We start from the raw sequence: 15,558 nt of genomic DNA, 5'->3' as shown, positions 1-15,558 counted from the left end.
GGTTCCTCAGCGCCCGGTGGCGGGCAGCACGGTGACGACCCGGAAGCGTTCCAGGACGGTCGGTGTCGTGTCGTCCACCGTGAACTCCGGGTCGTCCAGCGCCGCGCGCATCTCCTCGCCGTGCCAGAACCGCTCGTGGCCCGCACGCCACTCGGCCACGCCGGTGTACCCCTCGCCCTCGTCGACCGCGTGGGCGAGGTCCACGTCGGCGAGCGGGACGACGCGTACCTCCGTCACCTCGATGACGGCGACGGGGAGTTCGCGCGAGTCGACGACCACCTCGCGGCGCCCGGCCCGCGGCAGCGGCTCGCCCTCGTGCGCGTAGTCGGCGACGAGGCCGGTCGTGGAGGTCTTCGAACCGTCGAGGACGGCCGCGACGAGCCGGTCGCGCAGGGGCCCGGGAAAGCCGAACTCGGCCCTGGGGAGCGAGTCGAGGTCCGTGAGGGGCGGGGCCGGGTCCGGTGCGGGGGTCATGTGATCACCGTACTGGGGAGGCCCGCGCCCGGACCCCGGTTCAGTCCTCCCGCACTCCCCGTACATCCCGCCAGGCCCGCGGGATCGCCTCGGCCACGTCGTGCGCCCCCGCCGGTGCCCCCTCCGTCGCGAAGCGGCCCGCCAGGCCGTGCAGGTACGCGCCCACGGTCCCCGCGTCCAGCGCCGACAGGCCCGCCGCGAGCAGTGACCCCGCCAGGCCGGACAGCACATCCCCGCTGCCGGCCGTGGCGAGCCACGAGGTCCCCGTCGCGTTGACCCGGACGGGGCCGCCCTTCGCACTGGCCACCAGGGTCGTCGAGCCCTTCAGCAGCACCGTCGCGCCGTACCGCGCCGCCAGTTCGCGCACCGAGGCCAGCCGCGACTCCTCGACCTCCTCCCGGCCCACCCCGAGCAGCGCCGCCGCCTCCCCGGCGTGCGGGGTCATCAGCGTCGGTGCGCTGCGCGCCCGTACCGCGTCCGCGTCGGCAAGCCGCAGGCCGTCCGCGTCGATCAGCACCGGCACCTCTGCCGCGAGTACCTCCGCCACCGTCGCCGCGTCGTCACCGGCGCCCGGTCCGACCACCCACGCCTGCACCCGCCCCGCCCGCTTCGGCCCCTGGTCGGACACGAGCGTCTCCGGGAAACGGGCGATCACCGCGTCCCCGGCCGGGCCGACGTACCGCACCGCCCCGGCCCCGGCCCGCAGGGCGCCCGCGACGGCGAGCACGGCCGCGCCGGGGTAGCGGGCCGAGCCGGCGGCGATGCCCACGACCCCGCGCCGGTACTTGTCGCTCTCGGCCGCCGGAACCGGCAGCAGACGTGCCACGTCCGCGTGCTGCAACGCCTCCAGTTCGGCCGCCTCGGCGGGCAGCGGCAGGCCGATGTCCACCAGCCGCACCGCACCCGCGTACTCCCGCGCCGGATCGATCAGCAGCCCCGGCTTGTGCGTCCCGAACGCCACCGTCAGGTCGGCGCGGACCGCGTCCCCCCGCACCTGACCCGTGTCCGCGTCGACCCCGCTCGGCAGGTCGACGGCGACGACGGCGGCCCGGGACCGCGCGGCCGCGTCCGCCAGCGGCACCGCCGCCTCCCGCAGCCCGCCCTTGCCGCCGATCCCTACGATGCCGTCCAGGACCAGGTCGGCCCGCGCGATGGACTCCCCGGCGGCACCGGAGGCCCCGCCCTCCACGACCCGCCCGCCGGCCCGCCGCAGCGCCGCCAGGCCGCCGCCGTGCGCCCGGTCCGGCGCGAGCAGCACCGCCGTCACGCCCGCGCCCCGCCGGGCCAGCCGCGCGCCGGCGTACAGGGCGTCGCCGCCGTTGTCGCCGCTGCCGACCAGCAGCACCACCCGGCTGCCGTAGACCCGCCCGGCCACCCGGACCAGCACCTGGGCGCAGGCGGCGGCCAGTCCCGCCGCGGCCCGTTGCATCAGCGCCCCCTCCGGCAGCCGGACCATCAGCTCCCGTTCGGCGTTCCTGACCGTTTCCACGCTGTACGCAGTCCGCATGCCGTCGAGTCTTCCCCGTACGCCGGGAACACGCACGGCCCGCCGCTCCCCGGAATCCGCGATGGGGGACAGTGGACCCATGAGCGGCGGTGACGACGAGACGACACAGGTGATGACCTCGCTCGGGGCCCGCCTGCGCGCCATCCGGCAGGCCCGCGGACTGACGCTGGCCCAGCTCGCCGCCGTCACCGGCGTCTCCGTGAGCACCCTGTCCCGGCTGGAGTCGGGGCAGCGCGAGCCGGGACTGCGGCACCTGCTGCCGCTGGCCCGGGCGCACCGGCTGCCCCTGGACGAACTCGTCGGCTCGCGCACCGGCGACCCCCGCGTCCATCCCCGGCCCTTCACCCGGCACGGACAGACGTGGGTCCCGCTCACCCGGAACCCGAACGACGGCCTGCACGCCTACAAGCAGATCCTCCCCGCCCCGGCCACCCCGCGGACCGAGTGGACGCCCCGGCCCGATCAGGGGTCGCACGAGGGCCACGAGTGGCTCTACATCCTCTCCGGCCGCCTGCTCCTCGCCCTCGGCGAGCACGACCTGGTCCTGACGGCGGGGGAGACGGCGGAGTTCGACACCCGCGTCCCGCACGGCATCGCCAACGCCGGGGACCAGCCCGTCGAGTGGATCGCCCTGTACGGAGCACAGGGCGAGCGCATGCACATCCGGGTCCGCCCGACCGGCGACTGACCGCGCGGCGGGCGCCGGGGGCTGGGGCCGGGGGCCGTACGCCGGTTCACGCCGCGGGCGCGGGTCCGGAACGCCCCGACCGGGCCGTCGCCAGCCCTTCTTTGGCGTCGGAGCCCCGGGCCGGGCTGCCGCCGTCCCTCTTCCGCGTCCGGGACCCCGGGCCGGGCCGTCGCCGTCTCTCTTCGCCCCCGCCACGCCCGTGGACGCACCGGCTCGCCCGCTCTCGGCACCGACGAGCCGCCGCGGCCTTCCCGTCGGCCCCTGCTCGACCGCGCTCGCGCGGGCAGGACCCTCATCGCCCCCACTCGGGTCGGCACCAGGGCGCCGTCGCCCGGAGCCGACCTGATCCGGGCGACACCTCCTAGCCCTCCGCGATCACCACCGCCGACGCGATCCCCGCGTCGTGGCTCAGCGAGACGTGCCACGACGCCACGCCCAGCTCCGCCGCCCGCGCCGCCACCGTCCCCGAGACCCGCAGCCGCGGCTGCCCGCTGTCCTCGACGTACACCTCGGCGTCCGTCCACAGCAGCCCCGCCGGCGCGCCCAGCGCCTTGGCCAGCGCCTCCTTCGCCGCGAAGCGGGCGGCGAGCGAGGCGACGCCCCGGCGCCCGCCGCCCGGCAGCAGCAACTCGCTCTCCAGGAAGAGCCGCGCCGCAAGGGCCGGTGTGCGCTCCAGCGACGCCCCGAACCGCTCGACCTCGGCCACGTCGATCCCGACCCCGATGATGCTCATGCCCGGCACCCTAACCACTGCGGGGCGGAGGCGGCCGGGTGCTCTGAGAGACTAGGGGGCACGATGAGTGAGACAGCTGCTCGGCGGGACGCGGTACTGCGCGCCCGGGCCGAGATCGACCTGGCCGCCCTGCGGGCCAACGTCCGCGCCCTGCGCGAACGGGCCCCCGGCGCGGCCCTCATGGCCGTCGTCAAGGCGGACGCCTACGGCCACGGCGCCATCCCCTGCGCCCGCGCCGCCGTCCAGGCGGGCGCGACCTGGCTCGGTACCGCCACCCCGCAGGAGGCCCTCGCCCTGCGGACCGCGGAGGCCGGACTGCCGGACGACGTACGCGTCATGTGCTGGCTCTGGACGCCCGGCGGGCCCTGGCGCGAGGCCGTCGAGGCCCGCCTCGACGTGTCCGTCAGCGGAATGTGGGCCATGGAGGAGGTCGTCGATGCGGCACGGGCGGCCGGGGTGCCCGCACGCGTGCAGCTCAAGGCCGACACCGGGCTCGGCCGCAACGGCTGCCAGCCCGGCGAGGACTGGGAGGAGCTGGTCGGCGCCGCCCTGCGCGCCGAGGGGGAGGGGCTGCTGCGGGTCACCGGGCTCTGGTCCCACTTCGCCTGCGCCGACGAGCCCGGCCACCCCTCCATCGCCGCGCAGCTCACCCGCTTCCGGGAGATGACGGCGTACGCCGAAGGGCAGGGCCTGCGCCCCGAGGTGCGGCACATCGCCAACTCGCCGGCCACCCTCACCCTCCCCGACGCCCACTTCGACCTCGTACGGCCTGGCATCGCGATGTACGGCGTCTCGCCCAGCCCCGAGATCGGCACCCCGGCCGACTTCGGACTGCGCCCCGTGATGACGCTGGCCGCCTCGCTGGCCCTGGTCAAGCAGGTCCCCGGCGACCACGGCGTCAGCTACGGGCACCACTACACCACCCCCGGCGAGACCACCCTCGGCCTCGTCCCGCTCGGCTACGCGGACGGCGTCCCGCGCCACGCCTCCTCCACCGGTCCCGTCCTGGTCGACGGCAAGTGGCGCACGGTCGCGGGGCGGATCGCGATGGACCAGTTCGTCGTCGACCTGGGCGGCGACCGGCCCGAGCCGGGCGCCGAGGCGGTGCTGTTCGGGCCCGGCGACCGCGGCGAGCCCACCGCCGAGGACTGGGCCCAGGCGGCGGGCACCATCGCGTACGAGATCGTCACCCGGATCGGAAGCCGCGTCCCGCGCGTCTACGTCAACGAGTGACCGGTCCGCGGCGACGCGCGTCCAGGTGAAACAGCGATCGGCAGCGGGTAGGCGCACAGCGGCCCGGTGAACCGGCGAACCCGGTGGAAGAGGAGCGGTTACGTGAGCGAGAGCAGCGGGGAGGCCGTCGCGGCGGCCGTCGCCTCCGCCACGGAGGCCGCCACCGAGGCCGCCGCGGGCGGCTGGCGCCGGGCGACCGGCATCGCCGGGGTCGCGATAGGCGTGGTCGCGGCGGGGGCCGCGGCCGGCGTGGCGATAGAACGGCTCACCGTCGGCCGCGGGATGCGCCGCAAGGCCCGCCTCGCCCTCGACTCGGCGGGCCCGTACGGCGGACTGCGCGGCACCCCCGGCAGGGCGTACGCCGAGGACGGCACCGAGCTGTACTACGAGGTCGACGACCCCGACCCGGAGACCGAGGCCGACCGCGCCCCGCGCCGCAGGCGGCTGTTCGGCCGCAAGGCGCCCGCGCCCGTCACCGTCGTCTTCAGTCACGGCTACTGCCTCAACCAGGACTCCTGGCACTTCCAGCGGGCGGCCCTCAGGGGAGTCGTCCGCACCGTCTACTGGGACCAGCGCAGCCACGGCCGGTCCGGGCGGGGCGTCGCCCAGACGCGGGACGACCGGCCGGTCAGCATCGACGAGCTGGGCCGCGACCTGAAGGCCGTCATCGACGCGGCCGCACCCGAGGGCCCGATCGTGCTGGTCGGGCACTCCATGGGCGGCATGACCGTGATGGCGCTGGCCGACGCCTTCCCCGACCTGATCAGCGAGCGCGTCGTCGCCGTCGCCCTCGTCGGTACGTCGTCCGGGCGGCTCGGCGAGGTCAACTTCGGGCTTCCGGTGGCCGGCGTCAACGCGGTGCGGCGGGTGCTGCCGGGCGTGCTCAAGGCGCTGGGGCAGCGGGCCGAGCTGGTGGAGCGGGGACGGCGGGCGACGGCGGACCTGTTCGCCGGGATCATCAAGCGGTACTCGTTCGCGTCCCGGGACGTGGACCCGGCCGTGGCCCGGTTCGCCGAGCGGATGATCGAGTCGACGCCGATCGACGTCGTCGCCGAGTACTACCCGGCCTTCAACGACCACGACAAGACCGAGGCGCTCGCCCACTTCGCCGGGCTCCCGGTCCTGGTCCTGGCCGGGGTGCGGGACCTGGTGACGCCGAGCGAGCACAGCGAGGCGATCGCCGGTCTGCTGCCGGACGCCGAGCTGGTGCTCGTCCCGGACGCGGGGCACCTGGTGATGCTGGAACACCCCGAGCTGGTCACCGACCGCCTCGCCGACCTGCTCGCCCGCGCGGGCGCCGTGCCGGCAGCGGTTACCGTGGACGGCTATGGAAGCACCAGCAGCAGCGCGGGGCCCGGCTGAGCCCACCGGTCCCTCCTCCGCCCCGTCCCCCGGCGTCGCGTCCCCCGGCGTCGAGATCACCGTCACCTCGCCCGAGCAGATGCGGGACCTGGGCCGCAGGCTCGCCGGGCTGCTGCGCGCCGGTGACCTGGTCATGCTCAGCGGGGAGCTGGGCGCGGGCAAGACGACGCTGACCCGGGGGCTCGGCGAGGGCCTCGACGTGCGGGGTGCCGTGACCTCCCCGACCTTCGTGATCGCCCGTGTGCACCCGCCGCTCGGCGACGGTCCGCCGCTCGTCCACGTGGACGCCTACCGGCTGTCCGGCGGCCTGGACGAGATGGAGGACCTCGACCTCGACGTCTCCCTGTCCGACTCGGTGATCGTGGTCGAGTGGGGCGAGGGCAAGGTCGAGGAGCTGACCGAGGACCGGCTGCGGGTCCGCATCGACCGGGCCGTCGGCGACACCACCGACGAGGTGCGGCACGTGACGGTGACCGGCCTCGGCGAGCGTTGGGCCACGGCGGACGTGAGCGTCCTCGCCGGCTGAGCCGCCCGGCGGGGCGCCTCCCGCGGGATTTTCCGACAGGTCGTCGGCAAAAGATTGCGCTCGGGGACTCGCGCGTGGTCACATGGTACTCAGTTCGTAGTTAGGCATGCCTTACTGCGCCCGCCCCCGAGCTTCAGGAGGCGTCCATGTCGTCCACGTCCCAGGCCCAGCCGCAGGGCCGCCCCGGGCCCCGGCCGTCCGTGCCCGCCGGGGTGTCGATGCGGGACCTGCTCGCCTCCTGCGCCGCCGCGACGGCGGTCTCGACGCCGCCGCGCGCCCCCGAGCCCGAGGCGCACCGACCGGTCCGCGACCAGCAGGGCCACCGCGACCACCGCGAGGCCGCCTGAGACCCGCGGGAGCCGCTCGCCCCACCGGCCTCGCGCGCCCGCGCGTCGTCAGGGGACGACGACGACCTGACGCCCGATCGTCGCGAACCTCCACATCGCGTCGCCGTCCGCGCGCGACTCGCGGATGCCGCCGGTGGGCCGGTCCGGGTCGGGACGGGCCGTCGAGCCGTCGACCGCCGCGCTGAACCCGATGGCCACGCCCTGGGCGCCGGCGAAGCGCACCACGTGCTCGACCGGGATGCCGTCGGACCCGGTGATCCGGTTGGAGCGGGACGTGACCGTGTACGCGCCCGGGGTTGGATCGACCGAGCTGGGCGTGACCTCGAAGGTGCGCCGCACCTTGTTCCCGGGGCCGACCAGCCACACGCGGTCGTCGTCCACCGAGTACACCACCCGTTCACCCGTTCCGGACAGCGCGGGCAGGGCGTCGGGGTGCCGCCGGTCGCGCGGCGCCTTGGCGGGGCCCGGGGCGGGGCTGCTGGTCGCACGGGTCCGGCCGAGGTCGTCCGGGACGCTGACGGACGCCTGGTGGGCGAGGACGCCGATGGTCACGAGGGCCGCCGTGGTGAGGCCGGTGACGATACCGGCGCTGCTGCTTGCCACTGGCGACCACCTCGTCGTCGTACTCGTGCGTCCTGCGTGCCGTACCCCCGGGCGACGGTAGCAGTACGTGACCGGGTGAACGCGGCGCGCGACACGGAGCGGCCGGGTCGCGCCGGTCGAGCGCACCCGGGTTGTCCACAGGGCGTCCGACGCGGGCCGCGCGGCGCCGTAGGCTGTTTGCGTGCTCTTGCTCGCTCTGGATACCGCCACGCCCGCCGTCACCGTCGCGCTGCACGACGGTACGGACGTCATCGCCTCGTCGAGCCAGGTCGACGCCCGTCGGCACGGTGAGCTGCTGCTGCCCGCCGTCGACCGGGTGCTCGCGGAGGCCGGCCTGCGGCTCGACGCCGTCACCGGCATCGTCGCCGGTACCGGTCCCGGCCCGTACACGGGGCTGCGCGTCGGCCTGATGACCGCGGACGCCTTCGGGCTCGCGCTCGGCGTGCCCGTGCACGGCGTGTGCACGCTGGACGGCCTCGCCTTCGCCGCCGACCTGGAGGGCCCCTTCGTGGTGGCGACCGACGCCCGCCGCAAAGAGGTCTACTGGGCGCGGTACGCCGACTCCCGCACCCGGCTCACCGACCCGGCCGTCGACCGGCCCGCCGACTTCGCGGAGCAGGTGGCCGGGCTCCCGGCCGTCGGCGCGGGCGCGCTGCTGTACCCGGACACCTTCCCCCGGGCGCACGAGCCGGAGCACGTGTCCGCCGCCGCCCTGGCCCGGCTGGCCGCCGAGAAGCTGGCGGCGGGGGAGGAGCTGCCCGCGCCCCGGCCGCTGTACCTGCGCCGGCCCGACGCCCAGGTCCCCAAGAACTACAAGGTGGTCACCCCGAAGTGACCGAGCCAGCCACTGCCGAGTCCGCGTCCGCCGCACTGCGCGAGATGCGCTGGTGGGACATCGACCCCGTGCTGCGCATGGAGCGGGAGCTGTTCCCGGAGGACGCCTGGTCGCGCGGGATGTTCTGGTCCGAGCTGGCGCACGCGCGCGGGCCCGGGGCGACCCGGCGCTACCTCGTCGCCGAGGAGGAGGGCCACGTCGTCGGCTACGCGGGCCTGGTCACCTCCGGGGAGCAGGCCGACGTGCAGACCATCGCCGTCGCCCGCGACCACTGGGGCACCGGCCTCGGGGCGCGGCTGCTGACCGAGCTGCTCCGCGCGGCGACCGACTTCGAGTGCACCGAGGTGCTCCTCGAGTGCCGTGTGGACAACACCCGCGCCCAGCGCCTCTACGAGCGCTTCGGCTTCGAGCCCATCGGCTTCAGACGCGGCTACTACCAGCCGGGGAACGTGGACGCCCTGGTGATGCGCCTGACCGACCCGTCCACCTCCGTACCGGGAACCGAACGAGGAACCGAGAACCATGGCTGACTCACGCGACGAGCCTCTCGTGCTGGGGATCGAGACCTCCTGCGACGAGACCGGCGTCGGTGTCGTGCGCGGCACCACCCTGCTGGCCGACGCCGTCGCGTCCAGCGTCGACGAGCACGCCCGCTTCGGCGGCGTCGTGCCGGAGGTGGCGAGCCGCGCCCACCTGGAGGCGATGGTGCCGACCATCGAGCGCGCCCTCAAGGAGGCGGGGGTGAGCGCCCGCGACCTCGACGGCATCGCCGTCACCGCCGGACCCGGCCTCGCGGGAGCCCTGCTGGTCGGCGTCTCGGCGGCCAAGGCGTACGCCTACGCGCTCGGCAAGCCGCTGTACGGCGTCAACCACCTCGCCTCGCACATCTGCGTCGACCAGCTCGAACACGGTGCGCTGCCCGAGCCGACGATGGCGCTGCTGGTCTCCGGCGGGCACTCCTCCCTGCTCCTGTCCACGGACATCACGTCCGACGTCCGCCCGCTGGGCGCCACCATCGACGACGCGGCCGGCGAGGCCTTCGACAAGATCGCCCGCGTGCTGAACCTGGGCTTCCCGGGCGGCCCGGTCATCGACCGGTACGCGCGCGAGGGCGACCCGGCCGCGATCGCCTTCCCGCGCGGTCTGACCGGCCCGCGCGACCCGGCGTACGACTTCTCCTTCTCCGGTCTCAAGACGGCCGTGGCCCGCTGGATCGAGGCGAAGCGGGCGGCGGGGGAGGAGGTGCCGGTGCGCGACGTGTCGGCCTCCTTCCAGGAGGCGGTCGTGGACGTGCTGACCCGCAAGGCCGTGCGGGCCTGCAAGGACGAGGGCGTCGACCATCTGATGATCGGCGGCGGCGTGGCCGCCAACTCCCGGCTGCGGGCGCTGGCCCAGGAGCGCTGCGAGGCGGCCGGTATCCGGCTGCGGGTGCCGCGTCCCAAGCTGTGCACGGACAACGGCGCGATGGTCGCCGCGCTCGGCGCCGAGATGGTCGCCCGGAACCGGGCCGCCTCCGACTGGGACCTCTCGGCGGACTCCTCCCTCCCGGTGACCGATCCGCACGTGCCGGGACGGGGCCACACGCACGGCCACCACGGCCACGATCACGTCCACGAAGTGAGCAAGGAGAACTTGTACTCGTGACCGTCGCGCTGATGTGGGAGGCGCGGGCCGTGCCCGGCCGGGGCGGGGAGCTGCTGGCCTGGGCGCGGCGCCAGGAGCTGCCGCTGCGGCCGCTGCGCCGGGAGACCCTGCGCGCCCCGCAGGACCGCGTCCTCGTCATCACCTGGTGGGACGCCGCGTACGACGCCGAACTCCCGGAGCTGCCCGAACCGGACGGCGGTCTGGTGGCGCGGGCGGTGCACCGTTGGCGGTTCGAGTCGGTCGAGTCCGTCGAGGGCGGCGACGGCCGGACCGAATGATTCGGCATCCGCGCCGAATGTTCCGATGGCCGTCGGTTCGCCGACCCCTTCGTCAGGTGGCCTCATGGGGTTACGATCGCCGCCATGACATCCCCGCAGCCCGCTGGAACCCGGACGCAAAAGCGGTCCGCCCAGACCGCGACCCTCGCCGAGATCGCGCGTGAGGCCGGTGTGTCGGCGCCGACTGTTTCGAAGGTGCTCAACGGGCGCGCCGACGTCGCCCCCTCGACCCGGGCCCGCGTCGAGGAACTGCTCCGCGTCCACGGCTACCGGCGCAGGCGTGCCGAGTCGACCCGCTCGCCCCTGATCGACCTGGTCTTCCACGAGCTGGAGAGCGCCTGGGCGATGGAGGTCATCCGGGGCGTGGAGAACGTGGCCAGAGACACCGGGCTCAGCGTCGTGCTCTCCGAGAGCGCGGGTCGCCTCACTCCCGGCCGGACCTGGGCCGACCAGGTCGCCGCCCGCCGCCCGCACGGCGTGATCCTCGTCCTGTCCGGCCTCGACGAGTCCCAGCGGGCCCTGCTCACCAGCCGCTCCATCCCGTTCGTGGTGATGGACCCGGCCGGCGACCCGGGCGCCGACGTGCCGTCCATCGGCGCCACCAACTGGCAGGGCGGCCTCGCCGCCACCCGGCACCTGGTCGACCTCGGACACACCCGCATCGGCGCCATCAGCGGACCCACCCGCATGATGTGCAGCCGCGCCCGCGTCGACGGCTACCGGGCGGCCCTGGAGACGGCGGGGCTGCCGGTCGACCCCGGCCTGATCGTGACCGGCGACTTCCACCACGAGGCCGGCTACCGCCAGGGCCTGGAACTGCTGCGCCGCCCGGACCGGCCGACCGCCGTCTTCGCCGGCAACGACCTCCAGGCGCTCGGGCTGTACGAGGCCGCCCGCGAACTGGGGCTGCGCATCCCGCACGACCTGAGCGTGGTCGGGTTCGACGACCTGCCGGTGGCCCGCTGGGTGGGGCCGCCGCTGACGACCGTACGGCAGCCGCTGATGGAGATGGCCGAGGCGGCGGCCCGGCTCGTCCTGGACCTCGGGCGGGACGACGGCTCCTCGACGGCGACCCGCGTGGAGCTGGCCACCAGCCTGGAGGTGCGCAGCAGTACGGCGCCGCCCCGGGAGGGATAAGCCGCCAGTCTGAGAATTTCCGCAGAAGCCCGACCCACCTGTTCCAGTTTCAATAATTCGGACTTATGTTCCTTCCGGCGGGGCATCCGGTTGGGGGCGCGAACGGGACGGGCGGGGCGGGGGCTGACGCATGGCGGCACGGGGCGGACGGGACGGCCGGAGCGGCCGCCGCACAGGGGTGAAGGTGGCCGGCCTGGCCCTGGCCGGTTCCCTGCTGCTGGGCGCCGGGGCGGCGGGCTGGGCCTACTGGCACCTCAACGGCAACATCACCGGCGTCGACATCAACGGCGCGCTCGGGGACGGCCGCCCCGCGCGGCCGGTCACCGTCCCCTCCGCCTCGCCGTCCGCGTCCCCGGTGCCCACCGGCGCCCTGAACCTCCTCGTCCTCGGCTCCGACTCGCGCGGCGGCGAGGAGAACCGGGAACTCGGCGGCGGCGACAGCGGGGGCGCCCGCTCGGACACGGCGATGGTCGTCCACCTCGACGCGGGCCGCACCGCCGCCACCGTCGTCAGCATCCCGCGCGACACGCTCGTCGAGCGGCCCTCCTGCCCGCTGCCGTCCGGCGGGACGACCAGGGCGGCAAGCGGCGCGATGTTCAACACGGCCTACGAACTGGGCGGGCCGGTCTGCGCCGTCAAGACCGTCGAGGTGCTCACCGGCGTGCGCATGGACCACTACGTCGAGGTCGACTTCTCCGGCTTCGCCGACCTGGTCGACGCGCTCGGCGGGGTCACGGTCACCACGGACGTCGACATCGACGACGACAAGAGCCACCTGCACCTGGAGGCAGGCACCCACCACCTCGACGGCACCGAGGCCCTCGGCCTGGCCCGCACCCGGTACGGGCTGGCGGGCGGCAGCGACCTCGCCCGGATAGAACTCCAGCACAAGCTCGTCAAGGCGCTCCTTCAGCAGATCTCCGCCACCGACCTGCTCACCGACCCCGCACGCCTCTACCAGGTCGCCGACGCCCTCACCGGCAGCCTCACCACCGACACCGGCCTGGACTCGCTGGGCGAGCTGATGAACCTGGGCCGCAGCCTCGGGGACCTGGACGCGGCCGACGTACGCACCCTGACGATGCCGGTGCTGCCCGCGCCCTCCGACCCCAACCGGGTGGTGGCCGACCAGCCGGACGCCGCTGACCTGTGGGAATCGCTGCGCTGAGAAGGTCCCGGGGAAATTCTCGGGGAAATCCCCCGGGGAATCCCGCCCCGGGTGTCGATCCACGGGCCGCCCGTTCGACGCCAGGGGTGAGAGGCCGGGGAGAAACCCCGGCCGCCGGACCACCCGAGGAGCCACCATGCCCCGCTACCTGTCGCTGATCCGCATCGAGGAGTCCGACGCCCTTTCCGGCGGCCCCAGCCCCGAGCTGATCCAGCGGATGGAGAAGCTGATGGAGGAGATGACCAAGGCGGGCGTCCTGCTCGACACGGCCGGTCTGACCCCCACCGCCCAGGGCACCCGCGTCCACTACGAGGGCGGACAGCTCTCCGTGACCGACGAGCCCTTCACCGAGACCAAGGAGGTCATCGGCGGCTACTCCCTCCTCCAGGCCAAGGACCAGGCCGAGGCGGTCGAGTGGGCCAAGCGCTTCCTGAAGGTCCACGAGGAGTACTGGACGGTGACCTGCGAGGTGCGGGAGCTGATGGAGGGCTGAGCCGACCGAGGGCGGACCGAGTCCCGTTTTGCCCCGGCGCCCCGAGGGTGTTGCATGGTGGGCTGTGGAACCGCAGCCCACCGCCGCCCTCGAAACCGTCTTCCGGCTGGAGTCGCCCCGCGTCATCGCCGGCGTGGCCCGGCTCGTCCGGGACGTCGGCATCGCCGAGGAACTCACCCAGGACGCCCTGGTCGCGGCCCTGGAGCAGTGGCCCCGGGACGGCGTGCCCGACAACCCGGGCGCCTGGCTCATGACCACCGCCCGCCGCCGCGCCGTCGACCTGATCCGGCGCCGGGAGACCTACGCCCGCAAGCTCGCGGAGATCGGCCGGGACCTGCCCGCCGCGGCGCCCCCGCCCGAGGAGCCCGCCGACCCCGAGGACATCGACGACGACCTGCTCCGGCTGGTCTTCACCGCCTGCCACCCGGTGCTGTCCGCCGAGGCCCGCATCGCCCTCACCCTCCGCCTGCTCGGCGGCCTGACCACGCCGGAGATCGCCCGCGCCCGCCTCGTCCCCGAACCGACGGTCGCCCAGCGCATCGTGCGTGCCAAACGCACCCTGGCCAGGAAGAACATCGCCTTCGAGGTGCCGTACGGCCCCGACCGCGCGGCCCGCCTCGGCTCGGTCCTCGAGGTCATCTACCTGATCTTCAACGAGGGCTACGCGGCCACCGCGGGCGACGACTGGCTCCGCCCCGCCCTGTGCGAGGACGCCCTGCGCCTGGCCCGCGTCCTGTCCGCCCTGATGCCGAAGGAACCCGAGGTCCACGGCCTGACGGCGCTGCTGGAGTTCCAGTCCTCCCGCACCGCCGCCCGCACCGGCCCGGACGGCGAGCCGGTGCTGCTGAAGGACCAGAACCGCCACCGCTGGAACCGTCCGCTCATCGCCCGCGGCATCACCGCCCTCGGCCACGCCCGCGGCACCACCGGCTCCGGCACCCCGGGCCCGTACGTCCTCCAGGCCGCGATCGCCGCCTGCCACGCGACGGCCTACACGTACGAGGAGACCGACTGGCCCCGCATCGCCACCCTCTACGGCCTGCTCGCGGCCCGCGTCCCGTCCCCGGTCGTCGAACTCAACCGCGCGGTCGCCGTCTCCATGGCCGAGGGCCCCGCCCCCGCCCTGGCCCTCGTCGACGCCCTCGCCGCCGAACCCGCCCTGCGCCACTACCACCTGCTCCCCAGCGTCCGCGGCGACCTCCTGCTCCGCCTGGACCGCGGGGCCGAGGCCCGCACCGAGTTCGAACGGGCCGCGTCCCTGACCCGCAACGAACGCGAACGCGCCCTCCTGCTGTGCCGCGCCCGGGAGGCGGCCGACTAACCCGCCGACCCACCCGCCGGATGCCCGATCAGCATCGTCGGCGCCCCCGCGACCCGGGTCAGGAACACCGTCGCGGCGTTCGGCCCCTGCGGCCTGACCTTCCTGCGCAGTTCCTCCGGCTCCACCGCCGAACCCCGCTTCTTCACGGTCAGCGTCCCGACGCCGCGCTCCCGCAGCAGCGCCTTCAGCTTCTTGACGTTGAAGGGCATCCGGTCGGTGATCTCGTACGCCGTGGCGTACGGCGTCGGCAGCAGCGCGTCCCCCGTGACGTACGCGATGGTGGCGTCGAGCAGCCCGCCGCCCACCTGTTCGGCGACCTCGGCGACCAGATGGGCGCGGATGACGGCACCGTCCGGCTCGTAGAGGTACCTCCCGACGGGCCGCACCTCGGGGTCCGGGAGCATGGTCCCGGGTGTCACGTGGATCCCCACCACGGCCGGCAGCAGCGTCGCCCGCCGCGCCCCCGGCGTCACGTCCGGGCCGAACCACAGCATGGCCTCCTTGACGTCCCCGCCGTCCGAGACCCACTCGGCCGTCGCCTCCGGGGGGATCGCCTCGTGCGGAATGCCGGGCGCGATCTTCAGCAGGCCGCGCGGTGCCCCGAGAGCGGCGGACACGGCCCAGGACAGGGGCGGGGAGTAGGCCTCCGGATCGAAGATCCGGCCGCGTTTGGAGGAGCGCCGGGCGGGGTCGACGAACACGGCGTCGTACCCGGCCGTGTCCACCTCCGTCACGTCCGCCTCGCGCACCTCGATCAGCTCGCCGAGCCCCAGCGCGTCGGCGTTGGCACGGGCGGCCGCGACGGCGACCGGGTCGTGGTCGACGGCGAGCACCCGGATCCCGGCCCGGGCGAACGCGATCGCGTCGCCCCCGATCCCGCAGCACAGGTCGGCCACGGACCGCACCCCGAGCGCCCGGAAGCACTCCGCCCGGTACGCCGCCACACTCGCCCGCGTCGACTGCTCGACCCCGTTGGGCGTGAAGAACATCCGTCCGGCGTCCTCGGCCCCGAACTTCGCCACCGCGCGCTGCCGCAGCCGCGCCTGCCCGAGCGCCGCCGACACCAGCTCGGCGGGGTGCGTGCGCCGCAGCCGGGTCGCGACCGCCAACTCCCGCGCGGGGTCGGTGTCGCGCACCTCGTCGAGGAGCGCGCGGCCTTCGGGGGTGAGCAGGGCGAGGAGGGAGTCCAGGTCGTTCACCGACTCATTG

Annotated in this window: 18 protein-coding genes; 13 read left to right on the top strand and 5 right to left on the bottom strand. The window is 75.0% G+C overall.

The features are described from left to right. Positions 1–6: 6 nt before the first annotated feature. Both ACZ56V_RS03210 and ACZ56V_RS03205 read right to left on the bottom strand, forming a co-directional pair. Positions 7–474: an ASCH domain-containing protein gene (locus tag ACZ56V_RS03210; protein WP_467380438.1), complete on the bottom strand. Its 468-nt coding sequence runs from the start codon at positions 472–474 to the stop codon at positions 7–9. A gap of 40 nt (positions 475–514) precedes the next feature. Continuing rightward, on the bottom strand, positions 515–1,981 hold the full coding sequence (locus tag ACZ56V_RS03205; protein WP_468938801.1) for an NAD(P)H-hydrate dehydratase: 1,467 nt from the start codon (positions 1,979–1,981) through the stop codon (positions 515–517). A 79-nt stretch (positions 1,982–2,060) separates the two neighbouring features. Between ACZ56V_RS03205 and ACZ56V_RS03200 the strand changes: the two genes are divergently transcribed. After that, positions 2,061–2,669 (top strand): helix-turn-helix domain-containing protein, encoded by a 609-nt coding sequence (locus ACZ56V_RS03200; protein ID WP_398912307.1) that lies wholly within the window; start codon positions 2,061–2,063, stop codon positions 2,667–2,669. A gap of 361 nt (positions 2,670–3,030) precedes the next feature. On the opposite strand, the gene ACZ56V_RS03195 is transcribed toward ACZ56V_RS03200, so the two are convergent. After that, positions 3,031–3,402, bottom strand: coding sequence for a holo-ACP synthase (locus tag ACZ56V_RS03195; protein ID WP_356364131.1), 372 nt, complete (start codon positions 3,400–3,402; stop codon positions 3,031–3,033). Positions 3,403–3,465: 63 nt separating this feature from the next. On the opposite strand from ACZ56V_RS03195, the gene alr reads away from it, so the two are divergent. From alr to ACZ56V_RS03175, 4 genes are all read left to right on the top strand, one after another. Further along, positions 3,466–4,635 (top strand): alanine racemase, encoded by a 1,170-nt coding sequence (alr, locus tag ACZ56V_RS03190; RefSeq protein ID WP_398912308.1) that lies wholly within the window; start codon positions 3,466–3,468, stop codon positions 4,633–4,635. A gap of 102 nt (positions 4,636–4,737) precedes the next feature. Further along, positions 4,738–5,997, top strand: coding sequence for an alpha/beta fold hydrolase (locus ACZ56V_RS03185; RefSeq protein WP_467380444.1), 1,260 nt, complete (start codon positions 4,738–4,740; stop codon positions 5,995–5,997). Continuing rightward, the gene (tsaE, locus tag ACZ56V_RS03180; protein ID WP_398912310.1) at positions 5,963–6,523 is read left to right on the top strand and encodes a tRNA (adenosine(37)-N6)-threonylcarbamoyltransferase complex ATPase subunit type 1 TsaE; all 561 of its coding nucleotides are present in this window, start codon (positions 5,963–5,965) and stop codon (positions 6,521–6,523) included. The genes ACZ56V_RS03185 and tsaE overlap by 35 nt, the downstream gene beginning before the upstream one ends. Positions 6,524–6,669: 146 nt before the next feature. Beyond that, complete coding sequence (locus tag ACZ56V_RS03175; RefSeq protein WP_468938795.1) at positions 6,670–6,870, top strand: hypothetical protein; 201 nt, start codon at positions 6,670–6,672, stop codon at positions 6,868–6,870. Between the two features lie 48 nt (positions 6,871–6,918). Here ACZ56V_RS03175 and ACZ56V_RS03170 read toward each other — a convergent pair whose 3' ends face one another. Beyond that, the gene (locus tag ACZ56V_RS03170; protein ID WP_398912313.1) at positions 6,919–7,473 is read right to left on the bottom strand and encodes a hypothetical protein; all 555 of its coding nucleotides are present in this window, start codon (positions 7,471–7,473) and stop codon (positions 6,919–6,921) included. A gap of 181 nt (positions 7,474–7,654) precedes the next feature. Here ACZ56V_RS03170 and tsaB point away from each other — a divergent pair, with 181 nt between their 5' ends. The 8 genes from tsaB to ACZ56V_RS03130 all read left to right on the top strand — a co-directional run bounded on the left by tsaB (position 7,655) and on the right by ACZ56V_RS03130 (position 14,349). Next, entirely contained in the window at positions 7,655–8,308 is a 654-nt protein-coding gene (tsaB, locus tag ACZ56V_RS03165; protein WP_468938792.1) for a tRNA (adenosine(37)-N6)-threonylcarbamoyltransferase complex dimerization subunit type 1 TsaB, read from the top strand. Then, the gene (gene rimI / locus ACZ56V_RS03160; RefSeq protein WP_398912316.1) at positions 8,305–8,838 is read left to right on the top strand and encodes a ribosomal protein S18-alanine N-acetyltransferase; all 534 of its coding nucleotides are present in this window, start codon (positions 8,305–8,307) and stop codon (positions 8,836–8,838) included. The genes tsaB and rimI overlap by 4 nt, the downstream gene beginning before the upstream one ends. Continuing rightward, the gene (gene tsaD, locus ACZ56V_RS03155; protein ID WP_398912317.1) at positions 8,831–9,952 is read left to right on the top strand and encodes a tRNA (adenosine(37)-N6)-threonylcarbamoyltransferase complex transferase subunit TsaD; all 1,122 of its coding nucleotides are present in this window, start codon (positions 8,831–8,833) and stop codon (positions 9,950–9,952) included. The genes rimI and tsaD overlap by 8 nt, the downstream gene beginning before the upstream one ends. Beyond that, positions 9,949–10,230: a hypothetical protein gene (locus tag ACZ56V_RS03150; RefSeq protein WP_398912318.1), complete on the top strand. Its 282-nt coding sequence runs from the start codon at positions 9,949–9,951 to the stop codon at positions 10,228–10,230. Before tsaD ends, ACZ56V_RS03150 begins: the two co-directional genes overlap by 4 nt. Positions 10,231–10,314: 84 nt before the next feature. Beyond that, the gene (locus tag ACZ56V_RS03145) at positions 10,315–11,367 is read left to right on the top strand and encodes a LacI family DNA-binding transcriptional regulator (RefSeq protein ID WP_468938788.1); all 1,053 of its coding nucleotides are present in this window, start codon (positions 10,315–10,317) and stop codon (positions 11,365–11,367) included. Between the two features lie 130 nt (positions 11,368–11,497). Continuing rightward, on the top strand, positions 11,498–12,535 hold the full coding sequence (locus ACZ56V_RS03140) for an LCP family protein (RefSeq protein WP_398912319.1): 1,038 nt from the start codon (positions 11,498–11,500) through the stop codon (positions 12,533–12,535). 136 nt (positions 12,536–12,671) lie between these two features. Continuing rightward, positions 12,672–13,028 carry a YciI family protein gene (locus ACZ56V_RS03135; protein ID WP_468938785.1) on the top strand — a complete coding sequence of 119 codons (357 nt, stop codon included), beginning with the start codon at positions 12,672–12,674 and terminating at the stop codon, positions 13,026–13,028. A 64-nt stretch (positions 13,029–13,092) separates the two neighbouring features. Then, positions 13,093–14,349, top strand: a complete 1,257-nt coding sequence (locus ACZ56V_RS03130; protein WP_468938783.1) for an RNA polymerase sigma factor — start codon at positions 13,093–13,095, stop codon at positions 14,347–14,349. Here the strand turns inward: ACZ56V_RS03130 and ACZ56V_RS03125 are convergent. Next, positions 14,346–15,548: a class I SAM-dependent methyltransferase gene (locus ACZ56V_RS03125; RefSeq protein ID WP_467380456.1), complete on the bottom strand. Its 1,203-nt coding sequence runs from the start codon at positions 15,546–15,548 to the stop codon at positions 14,346–14,348. The two genes, ACZ56V_RS03130 and ACZ56V_RS03125, sit on opposite strands and share 4 nt — an antisense overlap. Between the last annotated feature and the right edge of the window lie 10 nt (positions 15,549–15,558).

It is taken from the genome of Streptomyces sp. NPDC034099, assembly GCF_055575415.1.
This window is presented reverse-complemented; position numbering and strand designations above follow the sequence as displayed.

What these genes read in the sequence shown, in the direction of transcription:
- ACZ56V_RS03210 (WP_467380438.1), bottom strand. Translation starts at nt 474, where the DNA reads ATGACCCCCGCACCGGACCCGGCCCCGCCCCTCACGGACCTCGACTCG.
- ACZ56V_RS03205 (WP_468938801.1), bottom strand. Translation starts at nt 1,981, where the DNA reads ATGCGGACTGCGTACAGCGTGGAAACGGTCAGGAACGCCGAACGGGAG.
- ACZ56V_RS03200 (WP_398912307.1), top strand. Translation starts at nt 2,061, where the DNA reads ATGAGCGGCGGTGACGACGAGACGACACAGGTGATGACCTCGCTCGGG.
- ACZ56V_RS03195 (WP_356364131.1), bottom strand. Translation starts at nt 3,402, where the DNA reads ATGAGCATCATCGGGGTCGGGATCGACGTGGCCGAGGTCGAGCGGTTC.
- alr (WP_398912308.1), top strand. Translation starts at nt 3,466, where the DNA reads ATGAGTGAGACAGCTGCTCGGCGGGACGCGGTACTGCGCGCCCGGGCC.
- tsaE (WP_398912310.1), top strand. Translation starts at nt 5,963, where the DNA reads ATGGAAGCACCAGCAGCAGCGCGGGGCCCGGCTGAGCCCACCGGTCCC.
- ACZ56V_RS03175 (WP_468938795.1), top strand. Translation starts at nt 6,670, where the DNA reads ATGTCGTCCACGTCCCAGGCCCAGCCGCAGGGCCGCCCCGGGCCCCGG.
- tsaD (WP_398912317.1), top strand. Translation starts at nt 8,831, where the DNA reads ATGGCTGACTCACGCGACGAGCCTCTCGTGCTGGGGATCGAGACCTCC.
- ACZ56V_RS03145 (WP_468938788.1), top strand. Translation starts at nt 10,315, where the DNA reads ATGACATCCCCGCAGCCCGCTGGAACCCGGACGCAAAAGCGGTCCGCC.
- ACZ56V_RS03140 (WP_398912319.1), top strand. Translation starts at nt 11,498, where the DNA reads ATGGCGGCACGGGGCGGACGGGACGGCCGGAGCGGCCGCCGCACAGGG.
- ACZ56V_RS03135 (WP_468938785.1), top strand. Translation starts at nt 12,672, where the DNA reads ATGCCCCGCTACCTGTCGCTGATCCGCATCGAGGAGTCCGACGCCCTT.